Below are 23041 nucleotides of genomic sequence, written 5' to 3'. Positions count from 1 at the left end.
TTATCCTATGAAATCCAAAAGGAGATATCACCAATTCCATCATTGACAAAACCGCAAAATTGAAATCAGCTATCCACAATAGCTTTTAAAAAACTGGTATATATCCGGAGCAAGTTTTTCAGATAGAATACGCTATTCGTTTTAAGACAAGACCGTAACAACAGACGTATTGTTATCTGTATACACTTTATCAAAAATGGCAACACAATATGCTGCCTTTTTTATTCATAAAATCTGTTTTTCTTTCAAAGAACCTATTTTTAAGAATAGAAAACAACAAAAATAGTTGTATCATTCTCATGTACTATTGAAAAATTTTCATAACAGCTTCTTCTTTTTTAAAGAATAAAACTTAGCGTTTTTGGACAAATAAAACCTAAAACTGTAAAAAAGACAGAAAAAACCAAAGACAATAAAAACTAAACTCTACAAAAGGGCCAATTTTTTCGGGAAATACGGCATCATTAATCACCTGTAATTGCTCACAAACTAAACATTCAAAGTTCTACAATAAAAACTTCTGAATATGAATTTATAATCAAAAAACAGTATAATAATATTAGAAAATAATACACGTTATGAATCTCTGCATGATTTATAAAGCAGTATTACCAAAAGAATTTTAAAATATACCGCTAAACCCTCTTTCAGTAAATTATACTAGAAAAATTTCACACTATATAAAATACAAAAACTCTCTATTACAACAAAGATACTAAATACTTCTCGAAACCTAAAACAGAAAAATGCATTTTTTCTTTTGAAAAATCGATCACACTCTTTGCTCTCTATGGACAATAGGCTCAATACTGGCTTCAAAAAACTCCTTTGTATAATCGTGTTGCGCATGTAGATTACGCAATTCATCATTGCTAAGCTCTTCAAGAATAATCCCTTTATGCATAATTCCAACACGTTCACAAATATGTGCAACAACAGCAAGATCATGGGATACCATCAAATAAGTAAGCTTTTTTCTCACGCGCAATGATTTCAACAAGTTTAAAATTTCAGCCTGCACCGATACATCCAATGCAGATGTTGGCTCATCAAGTAATAAAACTTCTGGCTCGATAATTAAAGCACGTGCAAGAGCAATACGCTGACGCTGCCCTCCAGACAACTCATGAGGATAACGATAAAGAAATGAAGAATCTAAACCGACAGAATCTAAAGCATCCTCCACCCGCTCTCTTTGATTATCCATCCCATGGATTTTGAGCGATTCAGAAAGAACCGTATGGACCATTTTTCTTGGATGCAGCGAAGCATACGGATCTTGAAAAACCATTTGAATACAGCGTAAAAAATCCTTACTCCTTTTCTTTTCAACTTCTTGTCCAGCAAAAAGGAACTTTCCACTATAATCTGGAATAAGCCCCACCAATGTATTCAAAATAGTTGACTTTCCACATCCGGATTCACCAATCAAACCATAAGCTTCACCACGCTTAATATGAAAATTAACATTTTTAACAACTGTTACGGCCTTATGCCTGTGCCCAAAAGTTACAGATAAATTAGAAACATCAATAATATTCTCATAATTTGTCATGAGGAACCTCCTCAACACCATTAACAATCGTAGGATTATATAACCAATCAGGATCACGCTCAGGAACAGCCAAAATCTCAACAGGATTATCAAGCCGTGGCAAACTCGCGAGCAATGCCTTTGTATAAGGATGACAAGCGTGAGACAAATCAGAAGCAGGCAACTCTTCCAACACACGGCCCGCATACATCACCAAAATACGATCACAAAAATCAGCAATCATATTCAAATCATGACTAATGAAAATAAGTCCCGTTCCAGATTTTGTCACAAGTTCATCTAATACAGATAAAACTTGTCGTCTGACCGTAATATCAAGTGCAGATGTTGGCTCATCGGCAATAATTAAATCAGGTTTTGGAATGAGCATCATTGCAATCATCACACGCTGCCCCATCCCCCCAGATATTTCATGAGGAAAGAGACGCATCACATGTTCAGGATCACGAATATGAACGGATTCTAACATAGATATGGTGCGTTCCCGCGCTTCAGCTTTTGAGACACGATAATGAATACAGTAAGCCTCCATAATCTGTTCCCCAATCCGTATTAATGGATTAAGTGAATATTTGGGGTCCTGTAAAATCATTGAAATACGCTTCCCACGGATTTTTCTCATCTGAGGTTCACTTGCGGCCAATAAATCAACATCCTCAAAGCGCATTTTTTTAGCTTTAACAATGGCTGCTTTTGGACTTAACCTTAGTATTGCACGCCCAGTCATCGATTTGCCAGATCCGGATTCACCAACAATTCCAATTTTTTCTTTTCCAACAGAAAAACTAACGCCACGCACAACTTCTGTAATGCCGCGCGTTGTAGGAAAAGAAATACGTAAATCTTCTACTTCTAATAATTTATTACCCATTGCGTGGATCCAATACATCACGAAGACCATCACCTAAAAGGTTGAAAGCAAGACTTGCAAATAATATTGCACAGCCTGGTATTGCCGCCAACCACCAATTTGTCATCATAAACTCCCGCCCTGAAGAAAGCATCGCACCCCATTCAGGACTTGGAAGTTGAGCTCCCAATCCTAAAAAGCCAAGACCAGCAGCCGTTAAAATAATTCCAGACATATCCAAAGTTAATCGTACAATCACTGAAGGAATACACATAGGCGCAACATGAAACAAAATAATTCGCCAAGAAGAGGCCCCCTGCAAGCGAACGACAGAAACATAATCAGAAGAACGTATTGTCAAAGTCTCAGCACGTGCTAAACGTGCAATTGGCGGCCATGCTGCAATTGAAATTGCAATAGAAGCATTTTCAATCCCTGGTCCCAATGCGGCTGAAAATGCAAGAGCTAAAATCAAACCTGGAAAAGCAAGAAAAATATCGACAATGCGCATGAGCACAGTATCAACCCATCCGCCCATATAACCAGATACAGTTCCAACAATAAGCCCTATTGGACCTACAATAACTGTTGTAAGAAAAACAACATAAAGAGTAATACGAGAACCAAAAATAAGGCGACTAAAAATGTCACGTCCCAATTCATCTGTTCCAAAATAATGCGCCATAGAGGGTGGCTGCAACCGATGTCCTAGATCATTACTAAGAAAATCATGCGTAGCAATCCAAGGAGCAAAAAATGCACATATGATAATAATACAAATAATAAGCAGACCGAATACAGCCGAAAAGTTATGAAAAAACTTAACCAGTGCATGATAAATTCTTTGTATGTTCGCTTGAATTATGGAGTTTGGAACAGGATCGTTTAACCAACTACCCAAAGAAGATGATGATTGCGATTTATGATGATTACTTACTGTCATATTCAACGTGTCCTTGGATCAAAAATGCGATAAAGCAAATCGGAAAATAAATTAATGGCGACAAAGATAAATCCTACAAGTAAAGTACATCCTACAACTGCATTCATATCCCCAGCTAAAAGAGCATTTGTCAAATAATGTCCAAAACCAGGCCAAGCAAAAACTGTCTCCGTTAAAACAGCCCCTTCTAATAAAAAAGCATAAGAAAGCGCAACAACGGTAATAATTTGCACAGCAGCATTTCGAAAGGCATGCCCCCAAACGGTTCTCGCCCACGATAATCCCTTTACACGCGCAGTAATGATATATTCCTGATTAAGCTGCTCAATCATAAACCCACGAGTCATACGGCTAATATAAGCCATAGCACCGAAAGCTAAGATCAAAGCAGGCATAATAATGTGACTAAAAACATTACCAAAAGCCTCCCATTGTCCTTGGCTTGCAGTATCCCAAAGGAAAAATCCTGTTTTTGGTTCAAAAGAATATTCATAAAGAAAGTCAATACGTCCTGGACCACCAACCCAACCAAGCTTGGCGTAAAATATTAACAACGCCATTAATCCAAGCCAAAACGTTGGAGTAGAATAACTTACAAGTGTAAAAACACGGACAACATAATCAATAAATGAATCGCGATACATTGCTGCAAAAACACCAAATGGAATTCCAAGACTTGTGCCAATAACAATAGCGACGGTTGCAAGCTCTAATGTTGCAGGAAATACACGCATAATATCGGCTAGAACAGGTCGTCCAGAAGTTAATGCATCTCCAAAGTCAAACAAAAATACATTATGAAGATACTTCCAATACTGGACAATCAACGGCTTATCAAGACCCAGCTTATAATACATTGCATCATAAGCTTCCTGACTAATATTATCACCAAGAATAGACAGAACTGGATCTAGAGGAAGAAGATGACCAAGAAAAAAAGTAATCGTCACCAACCCAAGCAATGTGATAAAAACCGAAATAAGAAGTTTCAATCCTTTGCATAAAAAATCCCATAAAAATAATTTTCTCTGCTTTTCTGATACAGCTCTTTCAGTCTCTGAAAGTGGCAAAACCATTATAAAAATCCCCTCTGTAGCGACAAAACATAAAGCAAATACCTTTTTTTATATAACGAAACAACCTCTTATTAAGCATGTTCTATAATCCTTCTCTATAACATGCTTCTTTTTATTTTTCTGCTTCATTGTAATAAAGTCTATAACTGTTCCAAATCCATTTTTTGACATCAGGTCCCATACCTACGGTATAATATGTCTGAAATAAATAAACCATAGGACCATGCTCTAACACATAATGCTGTAAAGTACGATATTGCATGATACGCTTATTGGGATCTTGCTCAAACAAAGCATCCATCACCATGTTATTAATGTTTTCATCATAATACCCAGCTCGCCAAGCTAAATACATATTGTGCTTTTTTGTAAATGTTGGATCAGGATTAAACACGTGATTTAATGAAGCAGGATGTCCATCAGGATCGGCACTGCCCCACCCCATAATAGCAGCATCATAATTTCCACCACGTACACGGCTCAACAATTGATTTTGTGCCATTTTTTCAATTGTAAGCTCAACACCAATTTTGCGTGCATTGGCTTGAATAGACTGTGCAACAGACGACATATAACTAAGGCTTCCAACTAAAAGATTAGCTTTAAATCCGTTAGGATAACCAGCCTCAGTAATCAGTTGTTTTGCTTTTTTCAAATCCAACTGAAAAGGCAAACCTTCTTTTTCATCTAGAGCACCTGGAACACCTAAAGACATATAAGTTGCCCGAGGAATAGCAATCCCTTTCAAAACAGTTTTTCCAAGACCTTCATAATCAACCAAATAACGAAGTGCCAATCTGACCTTTTCATTCGCAAAAATTGCATTCTTATTATTTAATGATAGGTAAATAATCTGGGGACGCAAAACACGACTAATTTTGACTGGGCCTCCTTTTTTTTCAAGATCTAAAATATCCTCTGAAGAAAGATCACGCACTATATCCACATCACCTTTTTCCAAAAGAAGTCTCTGACTTGATGAATCCGCTACATGTTGCACAACAATCTGCTTAATTTTAGGCACATCGCCCCAATAATGCTGTGTCGCCTCTAACACAACTTTATCTCCTGGAGACCAGCTCAACAATTTATAAGGTCCAACACAAGCTGAATGTGTTGCTAAATATTTGTTCCCCATATCACCGTTAATGCTCTGTTCTTCAATTGTTTTCCGATCAAGCAAAGCAGAAGCATAAGATTGTCCAATAACAGTCAATATGAGCTGAATAGGATAGGGTTTATCTAATTTTAATTGTAAAGTCTTATCATCAAGAGCCTGAATATTTGTTTCAACATTTTTTTTGGTAAACCCATAATCCATTAAAGATTGAGCATAGCTTAATCCTAATTTAATAATCCGTCGCATCGACCATACCAGATCTTGCGCTGTAGCCGTCCTTCCGTCATTAAACTTTAAATCATCACGAAGATGAAAAACTATTCTTTTGCCATTATCTAAAACGTCCCAGGATTTTGCCATAGCAGGGCGAATTTTTGTAGGATCATGCTCATCATATTGCACTAACGCGCTGCAAATATTCGTCAATAACTCACTCGTCACAACCTCAACAGTTTGCGCTGGATCAAAACTACTAATTGAATCAATATTCCATGCCATTACCAATATATTTTTAGATGAGGCACTGAATGCCGATGTTACAGCCCCATTTAAAAAAGCGATTGAGCTTAATAAAATAGAAAATTTTTTCAATATTCTTTGTTTTCCCATTTTATCTCTTCCTTTTGTATTCTTCTACCTTTTCACACAAAGTGATTGTGATTTTCTCTTTCATCTTTTAAATAGCATAGCATTCAGACATCAATTTCATTTAATCAAACTAAGCATCTATAAAATAATTCTCTCCTATATCAATCTATATTCGGGATGCAGAGAATCTGTAGTCATAAACAAAGATCCTCCCCAATATAACTTTCTATATCCATCCCTCCTTAATAAACAATCTCAACCATATACTGTACAAACATCCCTCACAATTTCATCCTTTAAAAAACTGAAGAGTTTTTATGTGGAAGAATATTTTCATCATGCAATTATGATTAAGCTCTTTTTAGCTTTGATACCGCTAAAAAGACACACTATTTTTCAATTGCACTATAAAAAATACGCGGTGCACTATTCCAAACCCACTTTTTGACATCAGGGGTCATCGCGACAACGCTATATTGTTGAAAGATAAACGCATAAGGTCCTTTTTGCATCAACTCACGTTGTAAATCAGCATATATTTGCGACCGTTTTTGCGGATCTTTTTGAAATAGCGCTTCTTCAACTTTTTGATTCATCTTGGCATCAAAATACCCATGCTTCCAACTAGGATAAGCTGTATTTCTAGCCTCAAGCCGATTATCTGGATTATAAATAAGACGTGAAGCCATTGTATGAGGATCCGCAGAATCATTATTCCATCCGACAAAAGCCGTATCAAAAGCCCGTGCATTTACTTTTGAAAATAGCTGTGTACCTGCTACACGTTCAATTTTAAGACGCACCCCTGCCTGTGCGGCACTATCTTGGAGTGACTGAGCAAGTAACAAAGTATAAGGAGTGTTTGACACGAGAAAATTTGCCTCAAATCCGTTTGGATAACCGGACTCTGCTAAAAGTTGCTTGGCTTTTTGAATATCAAGTTTAAAGGGTTGCCCTTCTTTTTCATCCAAAGCCCCAAAATTACCAAGAGGAATAAAACTTGCCCGTGGAATACCAATCCCTTTAAGAAGCTTCTTGCCAAGACCTTCATAATCTATGAGATAACGCATCGCCAAGCGTACTTTTTCCTTAGCAAAAATGGGATTCGTCGTATTAAATCCCCAGTACATCATAGTTGGCACTAACACTCTTTCAACTTTAACATCTGTTGTTTTTTGCAGATCTGCAAGATCTTCAGGTGTCAAATTACGAGCAACATCAATATCATGTTTTTGCAACAACAAACGTTGTGTTCCAGGCTCCGCAACATGGCGAATTAAAATCTGCTTCAGTTTAGGTGCTTGTCCCCAATAATGAGAGCTTGCACGCAACAAAATCGCTTCTCCAGGGCGCCAACTTTTTAACTGATAAGGACCAACACAAGCAGCATGAGTTTTCAAATACTGATTTCCCAAATCACCATCTTTTTCGTGTTTCATAATCGTCTTACGATCAAGCAAAGCTGTTGCACGACTCGCAACAATATTATTAAGAATGAGCTCTGCTGGATAAGGCTTATCAAATTTCATCACCACTGTTTTCTCATCAAGAGCTTGCAAAGCATCATCAACATTTTGTTCTGTAATTCCATATTCATTAAAAATTGCCGCATTTGCCATCTTCAATTTGACAATCCGCTTCATACCCCAAACAAGATCATTGGCATTGGCTGATCTGCCATCATTAAACTTTAAACCATCACGCAAATAAAAGGTAATCACCGTACTGTGATCATCACCTGAAACATCCCAATGCGTTGCTAAAGCGGGAACCATTTTAGCAGGATCATCTGTCGCAGTACTCACCAAGTTATCACAAACATTGTAGATAATTTCACTTGCATAAACATCATTGCTCTGGGCGGGATCAAACGTACTGATTGCATCAAGATTCCAAGCCATCACAAGAGTATTAGCCGGTGTTTTTGCTGAAGCCTGTTGTACAACTACCCCCAGTGCAATAAGAGCAGAAACAAGAGAACCACTACTTTTCAATATTTTTTTCTTCAAGTTCATAAATTTTCCCTTTATTTATTTTTTATCAATTAATGACACTGAAATCACATGGTAAATTTATAATTATACACATTGAACAAATACGTTCTAATCGCCTATACAGAGTCATCCACTTTATAAATTCATTGGTTTAAGCCTCAATAAAACCATAGCGTACATGAATAGATGTTTTGCTAACCAGCATTACATTCTTTTCATAACCTTTCTTTCCATATGATAATGCACTACACCAGTCCCCCATTAATCATCAATAAGCCTTGTAGCCTCCCCAAAATAGTGAGCTTTAAAAAAAATAATTGCCCCCTCAAACACTCAGTTTCAAGATGCAACACATCTTTACTACATGATCAAAGCTGCACTGAAATAACAGAACGACATAAGAAAATATCTTTTCTAAAACTCTACCCCCTCACAAAAATCTGCTTAATCTTTTGAAAACTAAGTATCAAAAGTTTTACGTTTTTACCAACAAAATCAAACGCGTTAACAAAGATAAAGGAAAAATGAGAAGAATCATTCCTTTCAAGCTTTATCTTTTGAGAAATAAAGCTTGAAATAAAAGAACACACACTAAAATGCATTCCCTCATTGATAAAAACAAAATTCATTAGACCCCCCCCCCAAAAAGACATAACGAATATAAACCCTTCTAAACTTTAGTGTGCAATTGCTTTACCACTATAAAAACAGAACAGAAAGCAACATATCGCAACAAAACTCTCGTTTCCAGCGGAAACATACAGAGATTCAATGAAGCAATGCAGTGAATACCAGTCTGTCTGAGCTTAAGTATCCTCCCAAAACTGGAGCTCACACGCAGCAAAATTCCTCTCTAATGGAGGGAAGCTATCAGATAATAAAACCCAACACAAGCAGCTTGAGTCATTTAACTTCAATTTTTCATCGCTGCATTTCATTTTTATTGCCTAGATAAGTATTGGGCAATCGACCTATATACAAATAAACCAACAGTTATACAGGCAAAGTAAAGCAATACAATAACAGCACCCCATCTAAAAACCACTTTGCATTTGTCAATAAACAGGAATAAAATATTCATTAGTTATAACGGTCATATCATTAACGGAAAGAACAACAGCTCTTCTGAACCATTATAAATGCCAAAGACTTTTGCACAACATTGGGAGCTCGTAAAGTGTGTGATAGTGCCGATTTTCTCCTTCATAAGCATCAAGATGGAGTGCACAATGGATTTACTATCATACCATTCACGAGCAGCGTCGCGAAATGGTCTTTGGTGTACTAAATGTTTCTTTAAAATATACAAGGCATCACTATTATCTAACTTCAGATACATAACAGTTAAGATATCACTCCTTTTTGCACCTATTTTTTCATCCTCAAAAATATACCCTTATCGTTTTTAATGCCAACAAAAGTAGAAAATCATGAATATTGTATAGTTTGTATATTTCGATTATCTTATACAGCGGAGTTGTATAATCTATACATTTATTAAATAATTCAATATTATCTTATTGATCATTACCCTTACAAAAGGAAGTTTGCCAATTTATCGACAAAAACATCCTTCAAGATGGTCATTAACAATCCCTACGGACTGCATAAAAGCATAACAAATCGTAGGACCAACAAATGTCCAGCCACGTTTCTTCAAGTCTTGAGAAAGACGAAGAGAAGCAGGGGTTATAGGATGGGCTGACAGTGTTTGAAAGTCTATCTTTTCATAACGCTCTGATGGTGGTGGCTGAAAAGACCAAAAATAGTGGGACAAACTCCCCCAATCGGTTATAATTTCTTGTGCTCTCAATGCATTATTAAGTACCGATTGAATTTTTCCTTGATGACGAACAATGCCTTTATTCTGCATTAACATTTTCACCTTTGGCTCACCATAATGAGCAATCTTTTCAAAATCAAAGTGATCAAATGCAATGCGAAAAAAAGAACGTTTTTTTAAAATTGTAAACCAAGAAAGTCCCGCTTGGAAACCTTCAAGACAAATTTTCTCAAACAAACGAATATCCTCAAAAACAGGCTTTCCCCATTCGGTATCATGATAAGCACAATAAAGTGGATCCGTTCCAGCCCATGCGCAACGAACTTTTCCATCCACTCCCTTAAGAAGACCTTCCGTAAGCATAGCATTAACCGTATTAAAAGAGAGTTCCTTGATCATCGCTTGGCGACTTTATCTGCTTGTGTTTTGACCGTTTAGAAAAAACAGGTTCTTGTGTTGCAACACTGATATCTCCATCAAAAAAGCGTAAATTTATTTGCCCTGTTTCAGGAAACTGAACCAACCGTTTGATAGGCTTATGATCTTTCCCCAAAGCCAAAACAAAACCACGCTCTAAAATATTTTGATACGAAGTGCTTTTTAAAAGCCTAGATGCAAGCTCCATTTGGGCACGTTGTTTTTCCACACTACGCACAAAAGCACGATGAAAGCGCGCCGTATATTCTTTTGTATTGCGTTGTGCTTTTTCAGTATTCAGTAAACGCGGTGAAAAACGTATAGCAAGCGCATGAAAAGAAATTTGTTTTTTATCGCAGCTCACATGAAGAGCGCGCAGCAATCGACTTGAAATTTCATCAAAACCACGCCGTGGTAGAGCAAAAAGTTGATCGACAGTCGGAAGCCCTCTTATAATAGCACGCAATTTCTGTTGATGAAAATCAAAATAACGCATCAATCCCTTGCGTAAACGGGCACCAAGAGACGCCACATACACTTCGAGATCAAGCTTAACAGGAACAGCCTTTTCTGCAGCTCCTGTGGGAGTTGGAGCGCGCCAATCAGCAACATAATCAATCAAAGTCCAATCTGTTTCATGCCCAACAGCAGAGATAACCGGAAGAGCAGAGGCATAAACAGCACGAACAACAGCTTCATCATTAAACCCCCACAAATCTTCTAAACTTCCCCCTCCCCGTGCAACAATAATAAGATCAGGTTTTGGAATAAGTCCTCCTGGAGCAAGAGCATTAAAACCTTCAACAGCAACAGCTACCTCTCTCCCACTTGTTTCCCCCTGAACACGTACAGGCCAAACCAAAATATGCAACGGAAAACGATCGGATATACGATGAATAATATCACGAATAACAGCACCTGTTGGTGATGTTACAACGCCTATAATTCGGGGCATATAAGGCAAAGGTTTTTTCTTTGCTTCATCAAACAAGCCTTCTTCTACAAACTTTTTCTTACGATTTTCAAGAAGTGTCATCAAAGCACCAACCCCTGTTGGTTCAAGAGACTCAATGACAATTTGATATTTCGATGACCCTGGATAAGTTGTAAGTTTACCAACAGCAATCACTTCCATCCCTTCTTCAGGAGGAAATGTGAGCTTTTCCATCACTCCACGCCAAATAACAGCTTCCAACCGTGCCTTATCATCTTTTAAAGCAAAATAAGCATGTCCTGAAGCATGAGTACCACGGTAACCTGATATCTCTCCACGCACCCGTACATAGCCAAACTTTTCTTCAACAACACGCTTTAAAGCCCCTGCTATTTCGGAAACAGTGAATTCTGCTACATTCGTTACACCTGTTTTTTCACTAAACAAACTTACCATTTTTCAATTCTTTACGCCCGTTTCTGTGAATCTTTTTGAAACAAAACATCTTTAAACTTTTGATTTATAGCTTTACCAAATACCCATAACACCAGCTAGAACAGCTTATATTTTTAATTTCAAACCGATTATCAAGGTTGTAAAAAACTTGAAGCCATTGTATGGGGATGTCCAGAGTCATTATCCCACCCGAAAATTGTATCAATAGAAGTTAAAATATTCAATCTTAACATCTACACAAACACATCTTTCATAAGAATTCCTAGAATAAAACTTTCTACATAACATAGTAATCTATTCCCGATAAAATTCAATGTATTGCAAAGTGTTAAAGAACTTTGCAATACATCAAATATATCATGATCATGTTTTTGTATTTTATAAACTTGATAGCCTCTTATTTTTCAATTGCACTATAAAAAATACGTGGTGCACTATTCCAAACCCATTTTTTGACATCAGGTGTCATCGCTACGGTATGATACGTCTGATAGATAAACGCATAAGGTCCTTTCTGCATAAATTCACGTTGCAAATCAGCATACATTTGCGCCCGTTTTTTTGGATCTTTTTGAAACAACGCATCTTGAACCTTTTGATTCATAGTTTCATCAAAATACCCATGGCACCAACTCGCATAGGCTGTATTTTTAGCCTCAAGACGATTATCAGGATTGTAAATAAGGCGTGAAGCCATTGTATGAGGGTCCGCAGAATCATTATTCCATCCGAAAAAAATTGTATCAAAGGTACGTGCAGATAGTTTTGAAAACAACTGCGTACCTACAAAACGTTCAATTTTAAAACGCACCCCCACCTTTTTTGCATTGTCTTGGAGAGACTGAGCAATAGGCAAAGCAAAAGGATAAGGAGATGCTCCTGCAAAAATACTGGCCTCAAAACCATCTGGATAACCTGCCTCTGTTAAAAGTTGCTTGGCTTTTTGAAGATCAAGTTTAAAGGGTTGTCCTTCTTTTTCATCCAAAGCCCCAAGATTACCAAGAGGAATAAAACTTGCACGTGGAACACCAACATCTTTGAGAAGAGTCTTACCGAGTCCTTCATAGTCAATAAGGTAGCGCATCGCTAAACGCACTTTTTCATTGGCAAAAATTGGATTTGTCACATTGAATCCCCATATGATCACGGATGGCTCTAACACTCTTTCAACTTTAATATCCGTTGTTGCTTGGAGATCTGCCAAATCCTCTGGCATCAAATTACGTGCAACATCAATATCGTGTTTTTGCAACAATAAACGTTGTGTTCCAGGTTCCGCGACATGGCGAATTAAAATCTTCTTCAATTTAGGCGCCTCACCCCAATAATTGGAGCTTGCACGCAACAAAATCCCTTCCCCAGGACTCCAACTCTCTAGCTGATAAGGACCAACACAAGCAGAATGGCTTGCTAAATACCGGTTTCCCATATCACCATTTTTTTCGTGTTTCATGAGTGTCTCACGATCAAGCAAAGCAAGAGTACGACTAGTGGCAAAATGGCTAAGAAGAAGCTCTGCTGGATAAGGTTTATCAAATTTCATCACCACCGTTTTGTCGTCCAGTGCTTGAAAAGCCTCATCAACGTTTTGTTCTGTGATACCATATTCATTAAATGTCGCCGCAGTAGCCATCTTCAATTTAACAACCCGCTTCATGCTCCAAATCAGATCATTGGCATTCGCAGGACGACCATCATTGAACTTCAAACCATCACGCAAATGAAAAGTAATCACCGTACTGTCATCATCACTTGAAACATCCCAACTCTTTGCTAACGAGGGAACCATTTTAGCAGCATCATCTGTAGCAGAAACGACTAAATTATCACAAACATTGACAAGAACTTCATTACCATAACGATCATTGATTTGTGCGGGATCAAATGTACTTATTGTATCAAGATTCCAAGCCATCACAAGCGTATCGCTAGGTGTTTTCGCTGAAACTTGTTGCACAAACATCCCCATTGCAAGAACAGCAGAAACAAAAGAACTGCCCTTTTTCAATATTTTTCTTTTCACGTTCATAGAATTTTCCTTTTAAGATTTAAGGTTATTGTATAACTTCCCATGTGACAACATGCAAAAATGATAAGATCATGATTAGAAAACACGCCTCCTAGAGGTAAAATATCAAAACCTCCAAGAGCAGCAGCCACTTTTCAAAAGCTCATTCCCCCAAACACGTATAGGACAAACGAACATATGCAACGCAAAACGATCTGATTAAAATAAAGCTATCACGCAAGATAGCACGCGATATCACGGCACTTATAATTCAGAGCATATCAGACCAAAACTCTTCTTTGCTTCATCAAAAAGATTTCTTCTTCAAGTTTCTTCTTGCGATTTTCTAAAAAGTATCATCAAAGCGCTACTCTCATTGCTTCAAAAAACTCAAAACAATTTGATATTTTGACAATCCTGAATAAATTTTTTCGTAACCCCATTTTCACCCTTCTTCAGAAGAAAATTGGAACTTTATTATAACTCCGTATCAAATAACAGCTTCGAACCTATAGATTATCATATTTTAAGTCATAAGGAATGTAACCTGAGGTATATGAGAAGAGTAGCTTGATGTTTCCCCACGTACCTGCATACAACAGTTTTTCTCACCAAAACATTTTAAAGTCCCCCATTTTTTCAGAAACACTAAATTTTGCTTTATTCGTTACATCTGTCTTTTGCAACAAACAAATTTATTATTTTTTTATACACATAAATTGAAATATCAAATATTAATATCTATATACGTGAAACTTATCGAGATAAATAACCTCTCTCCCCAATAGAACGTTTTGAAATAAAATTCTCTACACAACATAGTAATCCATTCCCGATAAAATTCAACGTATTGCAAAGTGTTAAAGAGCTTTGCAATACATCAAATATATCATGATCATGTTTTTTATATTTTATAAACCTTGATACCTTCTTATTTTTCAATTGCACTATAAAAAATACGTGGTGCACTATTCCAAACCCATTTTTTGACATCAGGTGCCATCGCTACAGAAACATATGTCTGATAGATAAAAGCATAAGGTCCTTTCTGCATAAATTCACGTTGCAAATCAGCATACATTTGCACCCGTTTCTTTGGATCTTTTTGAAACAACGCATCTTGAACCTTTTGATTCATAGTTTCATCAAAATATCCATGGCACCAACTCGCATAGCCTGTATTTTTCGCCTCAAGACGATTATCAGGATTATAAATAAGACGTGAAGCCATTGTATGGGGGTCCGCAGAGCCATTATTCCATCCGAAAAAAATTGTATCAAAACCACGTGCATAAAATTTTGAAAACAACTGCGTACCTACAAAACGTTCAATTTTAAAACGTACTCCAACCTTTTTTGCATTGTCTTGGAGAGACTGAGCAATAGGCAAAGCAAAAGGATAAGGAGATGCTCCTGCAAAAATATTGGCCTTAAAACCATCCGGATAACCTGCCTCTGTTAAAAGCTGCTTGGCTTTTTGAAGATCAAGTTTAAAGGGTTGTCCTTCTTTTTCATCCAAAGCTCCAAGATTACCAAGAGGAATAAAACTTGCACGGGGAATGCCAACATCTTTGAGAAGAGTCTTACCGAGTCCTTCATAATCAATAAGATAGCGCATCGCTAAACGCACTTTTTCATTGGCAAAAATAGGGTTCGTCGTATTAAAACCCCATATGATCATGGAGGGCGCCAACACTTTTTCAACCTTAATATCCGTTGTTGCTTGGAGATCTGCCAAATCCTCTGGCATCAGATTACGTGCAACATCAATATCGTGTTTTTCTAACAATAAACGTTGCGTTCCAGGCTCCGCAACATGGCGAATTAAAATCTTCTTCAATTTAGGCGCCTCCCCCCAATAATTGGAGCTTGCTCGCAATAAAAGAGCTTCTCCAGGACGCCAACTCTCTAACTGATAAGGACCAACACAAGCAGAATGGCTTGCCAAATATCGATTTCCCATATCGCTATCTTGTTCGTTTTTCATGAGTGTCACACGATCCAGTAAGGCAGCAGTGCGATTAGTGGAAATATTGCTAAGAATGAGTTCTGCTGGATAAGGCTTATCAAATTTCATCACCACAGTTTTGTCGTCCGGTGCTTGAAAAGCCTCATCAACGTTTTGTTCTGTAATCCCATATTCATTAAATGTTGCCGCATTGGACAATTTCAATTTCACAACCCGCTTCATACCCCAAACAAGATCATTGGCATAAGCAGAACGACCATCATAAAATTTTAAACCATCGCGCAAATGAAAAGTAATCACCGTACTCTGGTCATCACTTAAAACATCCCAACTCTTTGCTAACGAGGGAACCATTTTAGCAGCATCATCTGTAGCAGAAACAACTAAATTATCACAAATATTGTTAACCACTTCAACTCCATAACGGTCATTGAGTTGTGCAGGATCAAATGTACTTATTGGATCGAGATTCCAAGCCATCACAAGCGTATCGCTAGGTGTTTTTGCTGAAACTTGTTGCACAAACATCCCCATTGCAAGAACAGCAGAAACAAAAGAACTGCTCTTTTTCAATATTTTTCTTTTCACGTTCATAGAATTTTCCTTTTAACGTTTATTGTATAAATTCCCCATTCAGCAAAACGTGCTTAATAATTAAGTTTAGACGAACTGTAGGCTCCTAAAGACCAAACTTTAAAACCTTCAAGAACAAGCAGCTCTTGCCAATGCCTCCTCCTGTCTACATTTATAAGCCAAACCAAAACATACAAAAGGAAAACACTCTGATATACAATGAAAGCTCACCAACAACAGAGAGCTTATTCACGATACCATAACGCCTACTATTGGAGACTATAAAACCAGTATTTTTTCTATCTTGTTAAGCAAGCTTGTCTCTTATTTCTTCCAGCGTTTTGTATACCATCAAATAACTACCCCTTTCGGCTCAAGTACCTTAATAACAAAGAGCCTTCATAATAATTTGACGATTTCATAAAACAGGGAAATTCGTTAGTTTGCTAAGTGCAACAACTTTTATTCCTTCTTCAAAAGAAAATTTGATTTTTTTCATCACTCCCCATAAAATAACGCCCTCTAATTGGCATCTCATCATCTTTTAAAGTAAAAGAAAATATAAACACCATAAAAAACTGATATCTCTTGTGTACCCACCCATAACAAAACTTTCCTTTAACATCGCAAAACCTCTGCACCTTTAGCACTACTACATTCCGCGACATTTGTTGCTCTTAGTTCTTTTATGTTATACTCAGTTTTTAACAAATAAATTGACCACTTTCTAATTCAGAGAAATTGAAATATTCAATCTTAACATCCACACAAACACACCTCTAATGAGAATGAAAAACCTCTTTAAACGAATGTTATGAAAAGACATTCAACAATATATCACGCATTACCTATGATCTTCGACGTATTGCAAAGCTTGAAAATTTATACAATACGCCGAATATATCATGACGATGTCCTTTATCTATTGAACGGCATTGAAGACACGCTTATTTTTCAATTTTACTATAAAAAATATGTGGCGCACTATTCCAAACCCACTTTTTGATATCAGGCGTCATCGCGATAACAGTATATTTCTGATAGATAAACGCATAAGGTCCTTTTTGCATCAATTCACGTTGTAAATCAGCATATATCTGCGCCCGTTTTTGCGGATCTTTTTGAAACAACGCCTCTTCAACTTTTTGATTCATCTTGGCATCAAAATACCCATACTGCCAACTAGGATAAGCTGTATTTTTTGCCTCAAACCGATTATCTGGATTATAAACAAGACGTGAAGCCATTGTATGAGGATCCGCAGAATCATTATTCCATCCGACAAAAATTGTATCAAAAGCTCGGGCATAAAGTTTGGAAAACAACTGTGTACCTGCCAATCGCTCAATTTTAAGACGCACTCCTGCCTTTGCAGCACTATCTTGAAGTGACTGAGCAAGTAACAAAGTATAAGGAGAATTTGACACGAGAAAATTTGCCTCAAATCCGTTTGGATAGCCAGCCTCTGCTAAAAGCTGCTTGGCTTTTGCAATATCAAGCTTAAAGGGTTGTCCTTCTTTTTCATCCAAAGCCCCAAGATTGCCAAGAGGAATAAAACTTGCCCGTGGAATACCAATCCCTTTAAGAAGCTTCTTGCCAAGACCTTCATAATCTATGAGATAACGCATCGCCAAGCGTACTTTTTCCTTAGCAAAAATGGGATTCGTCATATTGAATCCCCAGTACATCATGGATGGTTCTAACACTTCCTTGATTTTAACATCTGTTGTTTTTTGCAGATCAGCAAGATCTTCAGGTGTCAAATTACGAGCAACATCAATATCATGTTTTTGCAACAACAAGCGTTGTGTTCCTGGCTCCGCAACATGGCGAATTAAAATCTGCTTCAGTTTAGGTGCTTGTCCCCAATAGTGAGAGCTTGCACGCAACAAAAGAGCTTCTCCAGGGCGCCAACTTTTTAACTGATAAGGACCAACACAAGCAGCATGACTCTTCAAATACTGATTTCCCAAATCGCCATCTTTTTCGTGTTTCATAATCGTCTTACGATCAAGCAAAGCTGTTGCACGACTCGCAACAATATTATTAAGAATGAGCTCTGCTGGATAAGGCTTATCAAATTTCATCACCACTGTTTTCTCATCAAGAGCTTGCAAAGCATCATCAACATTTTGTTCTGTAATTCCATATTCATTAAAAATTGCTGCATTACTCATCTTCAATTTGACAATCCGCTTCATACCCCAAACAAGATCATTGGCATTGGCTGATCTGCCATTATTAAACTTCAAACCATCACGCAAATGAAAGGTAATCACCGTACTGTGATCATCACCTGAAACATCCCAATGTGTTGCTAAAGCAGGAACCATTTTAGCAGGATCATCTGTCGCAGTACTCACCAAGTTATCACAAACATTGTCGATAATTTCACTTCCATAAACATCATTGAGCTGCGCAGGATCAAACGTACTGATTGCATCAAGATTCCAAGCCATCACAAGGGTATCGCTAGGTGTTTTTGCTGAAGCCTGTTGTACAACTACCCCCAGTGCAATAAGAGCAGAAACAAGAGAACCGCTATTTTTCAATATTTTTTTCTTCAAGTTCATAAATTTTCCTTTTAAATAAAGTTTATTATATAAATTTCCCACGCAACAAGAACATGCTTAATAATAAGGTTAGACGATCCATAGGCCCCTAAAACAAAGTATTAAAATTTTAAAACAGCACCACTTACCAACCTTTCCTCCTGTCCATACTTAACAAGCCCCAATATGCACCGAAAAATAATTTAATATATGATGAATGACATAACCCATCACAAATCTATTGATAATATTACAACGTCTACCATTGAAAGCTATAAAACAAAGATTTTTTCTCTCTTATCAGGCAAGCTTGTCCCTTCTTTATTCTAGCGTTTTTATGCCATCAAAGGACTATCCCCCGTTAGCTCAAAAACCTTAATAACAAAGAGTCTCATAATAATTTGATATTTCATAAAACAGAAAATTTTGCCCATCGGCCAACGTCAACCACCTCTACCCCTTCTGCAAAAGGAATTTTGAATTTTTCCATAATCCCCCGCTAAATAACGACTTCTAATTATATCTTATTTCCAAATAAAAGGAGCACGAGCACCACAAACCTCTGATATTCCCTCACGCGGACATACATAACAAAACTTTTTTCAATATCGTATTTTAAATATCTTTGCTCCTTTAACAACACTCAATTCATTGCTTATATTTTTTCAGAAAAAAAGATCTTTTCAATGCACTAAGGTTGAAATATCTGAATATAATACCTATATAAGCACACCCTTATTAGAATAGATAGTCTTTTTTTAAGTAAACTGTTTTGAAATATTATTTCTATACACGACAATAATAAGTTCGTTACAAAATCTTCAATATACTAAAACTCTCACTCTGATGCGAAATATCGAAACGTTATAAAATTTCTCTACAAATTCTCAGAAACGAAAGGATCTCCCTTCATTTAATAAAAGAAGCGCCATGAAAATATCGCAACAATGCAATAAAACATGTGCATATTTCAAAAACCAGCACCGTTAATCAGAATAAAGGTGATAAACTCAAAAAAGTAAGAAAAAATAAAAAAATGTTTTTGCTTTATGATAGTAACATCGCTGCACTATGATAATACAATAAGAAACACGATCTTCGAAAGTATATTAAAATGAAGCGGAAAAAAAGATTATTAGATTCTTTTCGTGCGTTTCTTGGAAGAAAATTAAGCAGCGTTAGTCTAAAATTGCTTATCCTGTCATTCTTCATTGGCGTCGTAATGAATTTTTTGGGATGGACACCCCGAAACCTCATACACAAAATAGTAGATTTTTTTAAATCACTATGGGAAGCAGGATTTATAACGCTTACAAATTTCTTCCATATAACTATGACGGGAGCTATTATTGTTGTGCCTATTTTTCTTATCTTACGAATTTTTCATAAAAAATAAAAGCCTTAACATTTTCCTTGCGTTAATCTTTTCGAAAAATCAAACGACATAAAAATCCTGTAGTAATAGCAATAATCACTGCAACAATACCATATAAAAAACGATACTTGTGCGCTGCATAAAAAATTGTATAAGCGATATGTGCTTTAACAATTTCAAGAGTCGTTGTTGCACTATCAATAAACTGTCCATCACGAAAAAGATAAGCACGAACTTTATAATGTCCAACCGGGATATTTGCTGGCAACCGAAAATGTGCTGTGAAAAGTGTGTCAGAACCAAAACGAACTCCACCTACTTCTTCATAATAAAGGCTTTTAGCTTTTTGCAACTTTATAAGTTCATCGCGAAAGATTTGTATTTTTTTCTGATCTTGTTCATCCGTCTGCAATGGCAAATAGAGTAATCCTAACCCCAAGCGTTTATAATCTTCAATGCTCGTAATATCGCCAATTTCACGCGTTGTGACCATAGAGTAAAAAAGTGGAACCTTTTTAAAAATAAGAGAATCTGTATTAACCCATACACCGGCATTGCGTTTTTTTTCTCGCATCACCATTGTCCGATCTTGTCCCTCTAAGCTTACAACAATATCATAACGGTTCTGTCGAGAATATAACGGATCAATATTTTCCAAAACACCAGCAATATAAAGATCACGACCAGCAAAATTTGCATCCACAGTAATCGTATTCGTTGTTACGATAATTTGGACAGTTTCGTGGTCAACTTGATCGATGAATGTAGCTGGCGTCCCAACATGTGACCATGTAGAAAAAGAAATAAAACAAAAGCAACCTGCAATGATGTATAAAGAAAATAATCTACCCATTTTTATCTCATAAGAATATCCAGAGAGAAAAGATTATCAGGGCGTATAAATAATTGAAAAGCAAGACGCATACACACAATCAACACTAAAAATGCAAGTGCCATACGCAATTGTTCAGCCTTTAACTTCCGTCCAACCCGTGTTCCATATTGCGCGCCAATACTTCCGCCAAGCATTAATAAAAAAGCCAAGACAATATCAACGGACTGATTAGTCATACTTTGCAAAACTGTCGTGAAAGAAGACACAAATGTAATCTGAAAAAGTGAAGTCCCAATCACCACACTGGTTGGAACACGTAGAAGATAAATCAATGCTGGTATCATAAAGAACCCCCCACCAATTCCCATAATAGAAGACAACAACCCCACAATGAGACCAATCCCTAAAACTGGAATGATGCTAACATATATCATAGATGTCCGAAAACGCATTTTTAAAGGTAAGCGATGAATCCAATTATGTCGACCAGCAAGACGAATATTGGTCTTTCCTGCCTTACGCTTGCGCATCATATCATACCAACTTTCAATGATCATCAAGCTTCCTACACTTCCAAGAAGAATCACATAAAGAAGCGAAATCATTAAGTCTAATTGACCTAACTTTTTCAAAACAGAGAAAACCTGAATCCCGATTAAAGAACCACCCCCTCCTCCAATCGCCAAAAGAATACCAAGTTTAATATCGAGCGTACGTCTTCTAAAATGTGTAATTGCTCCTGTTACAGATGACGCAATCATCTGGTTAGCACCTGTTCCAACAGCAATAGCAGGAGGAATATTATAAAAAATCAATAACGGTGTGATGAGAAACCCACCACCAATTCCAAAAAGGCCTGAAAAAAAACCAGCAACGACTCCCATACCAATCAAGATCAGCATATTGAGTGACATTTCAGCAATTGGTAAATAAATACTCACTTACAGAACCTTCAAGATAATTTGATGTTTTTTAACAATTAGAGAATCTTTCTCCAATTATACTCTTTTCCAATAATCTCTGTTGCGTATTTAAAAGGATAATTTTAGTTACTATAGCTTTCGCATAAACACGAATGCGCAATACATTTCACGTCTATTAACATCAACATCATAAAAATTAAAAAAAACGAGCTCCTTTTAAAAAGCTATAAAGACATAACGCTATAGCACCCACAAATACAACGGTTAAAAAACAAAGAACACTTTTTTTTACCAAATAAGATAAAAACGAGACATGTTCCCGAGACTGCGTCTTTAAAGAAGAAAAATCATTCTCAATGCAATGATTAGATGCCTGAGCACCCATCATACCCTTTTCTTCTATCACAGCACACTTTACTATTCCCTCATCCTTTTTAAAGAAAGATTTCAGAGCATCACTGGGCAAAGAGCTTCTATTTTCTTGCTGCAACGTATTTTCAACATTTGCTTGGAGTGGAGTTATGCCGTTTTGTTTCGAAAAATTTTGTACCTTTTGAAGGAATAAGCGTTCTTGATTTCCCTCACATTCCATATGAGCAAGTTTTTGTACAACAGAATCAGGTGATTTTAAACGAGACACCTGTTGTGTTAGCGCTGCTTCTTCTAAACTTTTTTTTTCACTCTGCAAACTTTGAACAATTGTTTTAATCTGCTCTAAAGACTGGAAAAGCTTTTTTTCTCTTTGTCGACGTATATAATGTTCAGCCAAAATGGCCCGACTAATATCATCTAAGTAAGATTTAAAATGCTCTTCTACAGAACTCTGCTGCATTAAAGAACGAGGCGAATGCTTCATTTGCATTTGTGCATAAACGGTGCGTAATTTTTGAGCAATATCCGACATCGTTACTTCTACAGGAGTATCCATTCTCTCTTTTTTTTCAACAAAAGAAAAGACTTTATCGTTCCTAACCTGTTTGGTCTCTTGGTCGATCGTATGACCCTTCGTATTCACAAACGCCTACCCCTCATTAACCATTTTAAAAAGAATCGAAACAAATGATGAGAAAGTGTGCTCTATTTTAGTAAA

15 protein-coding genes are annotated in these 23041 nt (G+C 36.8%); 1 reads left to right on the top strand and 14 read right to left on the bottom strand.

Going from position 1 to position 23041, the window contains the following annotated elements; genetic code table 11:
• Positions 1–772 precede the first annotated feature (772 nt).
• The 11 genes from ACFIKU_RS06175 to ACFIKU_RS06125 form a co-directional block, all read right to left on the bottom strand.
• Positions 773–1555: an ABC transporter ATP-binding protein gene (locus ACFIKU_RS06175; protein WP_375656978.1), complete on the bottom strand. Its 783-nt coding sequence runs from the start codon at positions 1553–1555 to the stop codon at positions 773–775.
• The gene (locus tag ACFIKU_RS06170) at positions 1542–2426 is read right to left on the bottom strand and encodes an ABC transporter ATP-binding protein (protein ID WP_375642587.1); all 885 of its coding nucleotides are present in this window, start codon (positions 2424–2426) and stop codon (positions 1542–1544) included. Before ACFIKU_RS06170 ends, ACFIKU_RS06175 begins: the two co-directional genes overlap by 14 nt.
• Entirely contained in the window at positions 2419–3348 is a 930-nt protein-coding gene (locus tag ACFIKU_RS06165; RefSeq protein WP_375642586.1) for an ABC transporter permease, read from the bottom strand. Before ACFIKU_RS06165 ends, ACFIKU_RS06170 begins: the two co-directional genes overlap by 8 nt.
• A 2-nt stretch (positions 3349–3350) precedes the next feature.
• Positions 3351–4424 carry an ABC transporter permease gene (locus tag ACFIKU_RS06160; protein WP_375642585.1) on the bottom strand — a complete coding sequence of 358 codons (1074 nt, stop codon included), beginning with the start codon at positions 4422–4424 and terminating at the stop codon, positions 3351–3353.
• Positions 4425–4536: 112 nt separating this feature from the next.
• A complete protein-coding gene (locus ACFIKU_RS06155) occupies positions 4537–6153 on the bottom strand; it encodes an ABC transporter substrate-binding protein (protein WP_375642584.1) in 1617 nt (538 codons plus the stop codon).
• Positions 6154–6521: 368 nt separating this feature from the next.
• On the bottom strand, positions 6522–8147 hold the full coding sequence (locus ACFIKU_RS06150; protein WP_375656977.1) for an ABC transporter substrate-binding protein: 1626 nt from the start codon (positions 8145–8147) through the stop codon (positions 6522–6524).
• A 1534-nt stretch (positions 8148–9681) separates the two neighbouring features.
• Entirely contained in the window at positions 9682–10308 is a 627-nt protein-coding gene (locus ACFIKU_RS06145) for a DNA-3-methyladenine glycosylase I (protein WP_375656976.1), read from the bottom strand.
• Positions 10286–11716: an exodeoxyribonuclease VII large subunit gene (xseA, locus tag ACFIKU_RS06140; RefSeq protein ID WP_375642599.1), complete on the bottom strand. Its 1431-nt coding sequence runs from the start codon at positions 11714–11716 to the stop codon at positions 10286–10288. The genes ACFIKU_RS06145 and xseA overlap by 23 nt, the downstream gene beginning before the upstream one ends.
• A gap of 397 nt (positions 11717–12113) precedes the next feature.
• Positions 12114–13745, bottom strand: coding sequence for an ABC transporter substrate-binding protein (locus ACFIKU_RS06135; protein ID WP_375642598.1), 1632 nt, complete (start codon positions 13743–13745; stop codon positions 12114–12116).
• Between the two features lie 910 nt (positions 13746–14655).
• Entirely contained in the window at positions 14656–16287 is a 1632-nt protein-coding gene (locus ACFIKU_RS06130; RefSeq protein ID WP_375642597.1) for an ABC transporter substrate-binding protein, read from the bottom strand.
• 926 nt (positions 16288–17213) lie between these two features.
• The gene (locus tag ACFIKU_RS06125; RefSeq protein WP_375656975.1) at positions 17214–18839 is read right to left on the bottom strand and encodes an ABC transporter substrate-binding protein; all 1626 of its coding nucleotides are present in this window, start codon (positions 18837–18839) and stop codon (positions 17214–17216) included.
• Between the two features lie 1093 nt (positions 18840–19932).
• On the opposite strand from ACFIKU_RS06125, the gene ACFIKU_RS06120 reads away from it, so the two are divergent.
• Positions 19933–20214, top strand: coding sequence for a DUF6460 domain-containing protein (locus ACFIKU_RS06120; RefSeq protein WP_375656974.1), 282 nt, complete (start codon positions 19933–19935; stop codon positions 20212–20214).
• 22 nt (positions 20215–20236) lie between these two features.
• Here the strand turns inward: ACFIKU_RS06120 and ACFIKU_RS06115 are convergent, their stop codons facing one another.
• The 3 genes from ACFIKU_RS06115 to ACFIKU_RS06105 all read right to left on the bottom strand — a co-directional run bounded on the left by ACFIKU_RS06115 (position 20237) and on the right by ACFIKU_RS06105 (position 22966).
• Positions 20237–21046 carry a TIGR02186 family protein gene (locus tag ACFIKU_RS06115; protein ID WP_375627249.1) on the bottom strand — a complete coding sequence of 270 codons (810 nt, stop codon included), beginning with the start codon at positions 21044–21046 and terminating at the stop codon, positions 20237–20239.
• A 2-nt stretch (positions 21047–21048) separates the two neighbouring features.
• Positions 21049–21969 carry a sulfite exporter TauE/SafE family protein gene (locus ACFIKU_RS06110; RefSeq protein ID WP_375656973.1) on the bottom strand — a complete coding sequence of 307 codons (921 nt, stop codon included), beginning with the start codon at positions 21967–21969 and terminating at the stop codon, positions 21049–21051.
• Between the two features lie 178 nt (positions 21970–22147).
• Complete coding sequence (locus ACFIKU_RS06105) at positions 22148–22966, bottom strand: hypothetical protein (RefSeq protein ID WP_375656972.1); 819 nt, start codon at positions 22964–22966, stop codon at positions 22148–22150.
• Positions 22967–23041 lie beyond the last annotated feature (75 nt).

The sequence above is a fragment of the Bartonella sp. CM120XJJH genome, from assembly GCF_042194715.1.
GTDB lineage: Bacteria > Pseudomonadota > Alphaproteobacteria > Rhizobiales > Rhizobiaceae > Bartonella.
The sequence above is the reverse complement of the archived record's forward strand: the minus strand, read 5'-3'. Positions and strand labels throughout refer to the sequence as shown.

What these genes read in the sequence shown, in the direction of transcription:
- ACFIKU_RS06175 (WP_375656978.1), bottom strand. Translation starts at nt 1,555, where the DNA reads ATGACAAATTATGAGAATATTATTGATGTTTCTAATTTATCTGTAACT.
- ACFIKU_RS06170 (WP_375642587.1), bottom strand. Translation starts at nt 2,426, where the DNA reads ATGGGTAATAAATTATTAGAAGTAGAAGATTTACGTATTTCTTTTCCT.
- ACFIKU_RS06165 (WP_375642586.1), bottom strand. Translation starts at nt 3,348, where the DNA reads ATGACAGTAAGTAATCATCATAAATCGCAATCATCATCTTCTTTGGGT.
- ACFIKU_RS06160 (WP_375642585.1), bottom strand. Translation starts at nt 4,424, where the DNA reads ATGGTTTTGCCACTTTCAGAGACTGAAAGAGCTGTATCAGAAAAGCAG.
- ACFIKU_RS06155 (WP_375642584.1), bottom strand. Translation starts at nt 6,153, where the DNA reads ATGGGAAAACAAAGAATATTGAAAAAATTTTCTATTTTATTAAGCTCA.
- ACFIKU_RS06150 (WP_375656977.1), bottom strand. Translation starts at nt 8,147, where the DNA reads ATGAACTTGAAGAAAAAAATATTGAAAAGTAGTGGTTCTCTTGTTTCT.
- ACFIKU_RS06145 (WP_375656976.1), bottom strand. Translation starts at nt 10,308, where the DNA reads ATGATCAAGGAACTCTCTTTTAATACGGTTAATGCTATGCTTACGGAA.
- xseA (WP_375642599.1), bottom strand. Translation starts at nt 11,716, where the DNA reads ATGGTAAGTTTGTTTAGTGAAAAAACAGGTGTAACGAATGTAGCAGAA.
- ACFIKU_RS06135 (WP_375642598.1), bottom strand. Translation starts at nt 13,745, where the DNA reads ATGAACGTGAAAAGAAAAATATTGAAAAAGGGCAGTTCTTTTGTTTCT.
- ACFIKU_RS06130 (WP_375642597.1), bottom strand. Translation starts at nt 16,287, where the DNA reads ATGAACGTGAAAAGAAAAATATTGAAAAAGAGCAGTTCTTTTGTTTCT.
- ACFIKU_RS06125 (WP_375656975.1), bottom strand. Translation starts at nt 18,839, where the DNA reads ATGAACTTGAAGAAAAAAATATTGAAAAATAGCGGTTCTCTTGTTTCT.
- ACFIKU_RS06120 (WP_375656974.1), top strand. Translation starts at nt 19,933, where the DNA reads ATGAAGCGGAAAAAAAGATTATTAGATTCTTTTCGTGCGTTTCTTGGA.
- ACFIKU_RS06115 (WP_375627249.1), bottom strand. Translation starts at nt 21,046, where the DNA reads ATGGGTAGATTATTTTCTTTATACATCATTGCAGGTTGCTTTTGTTTT.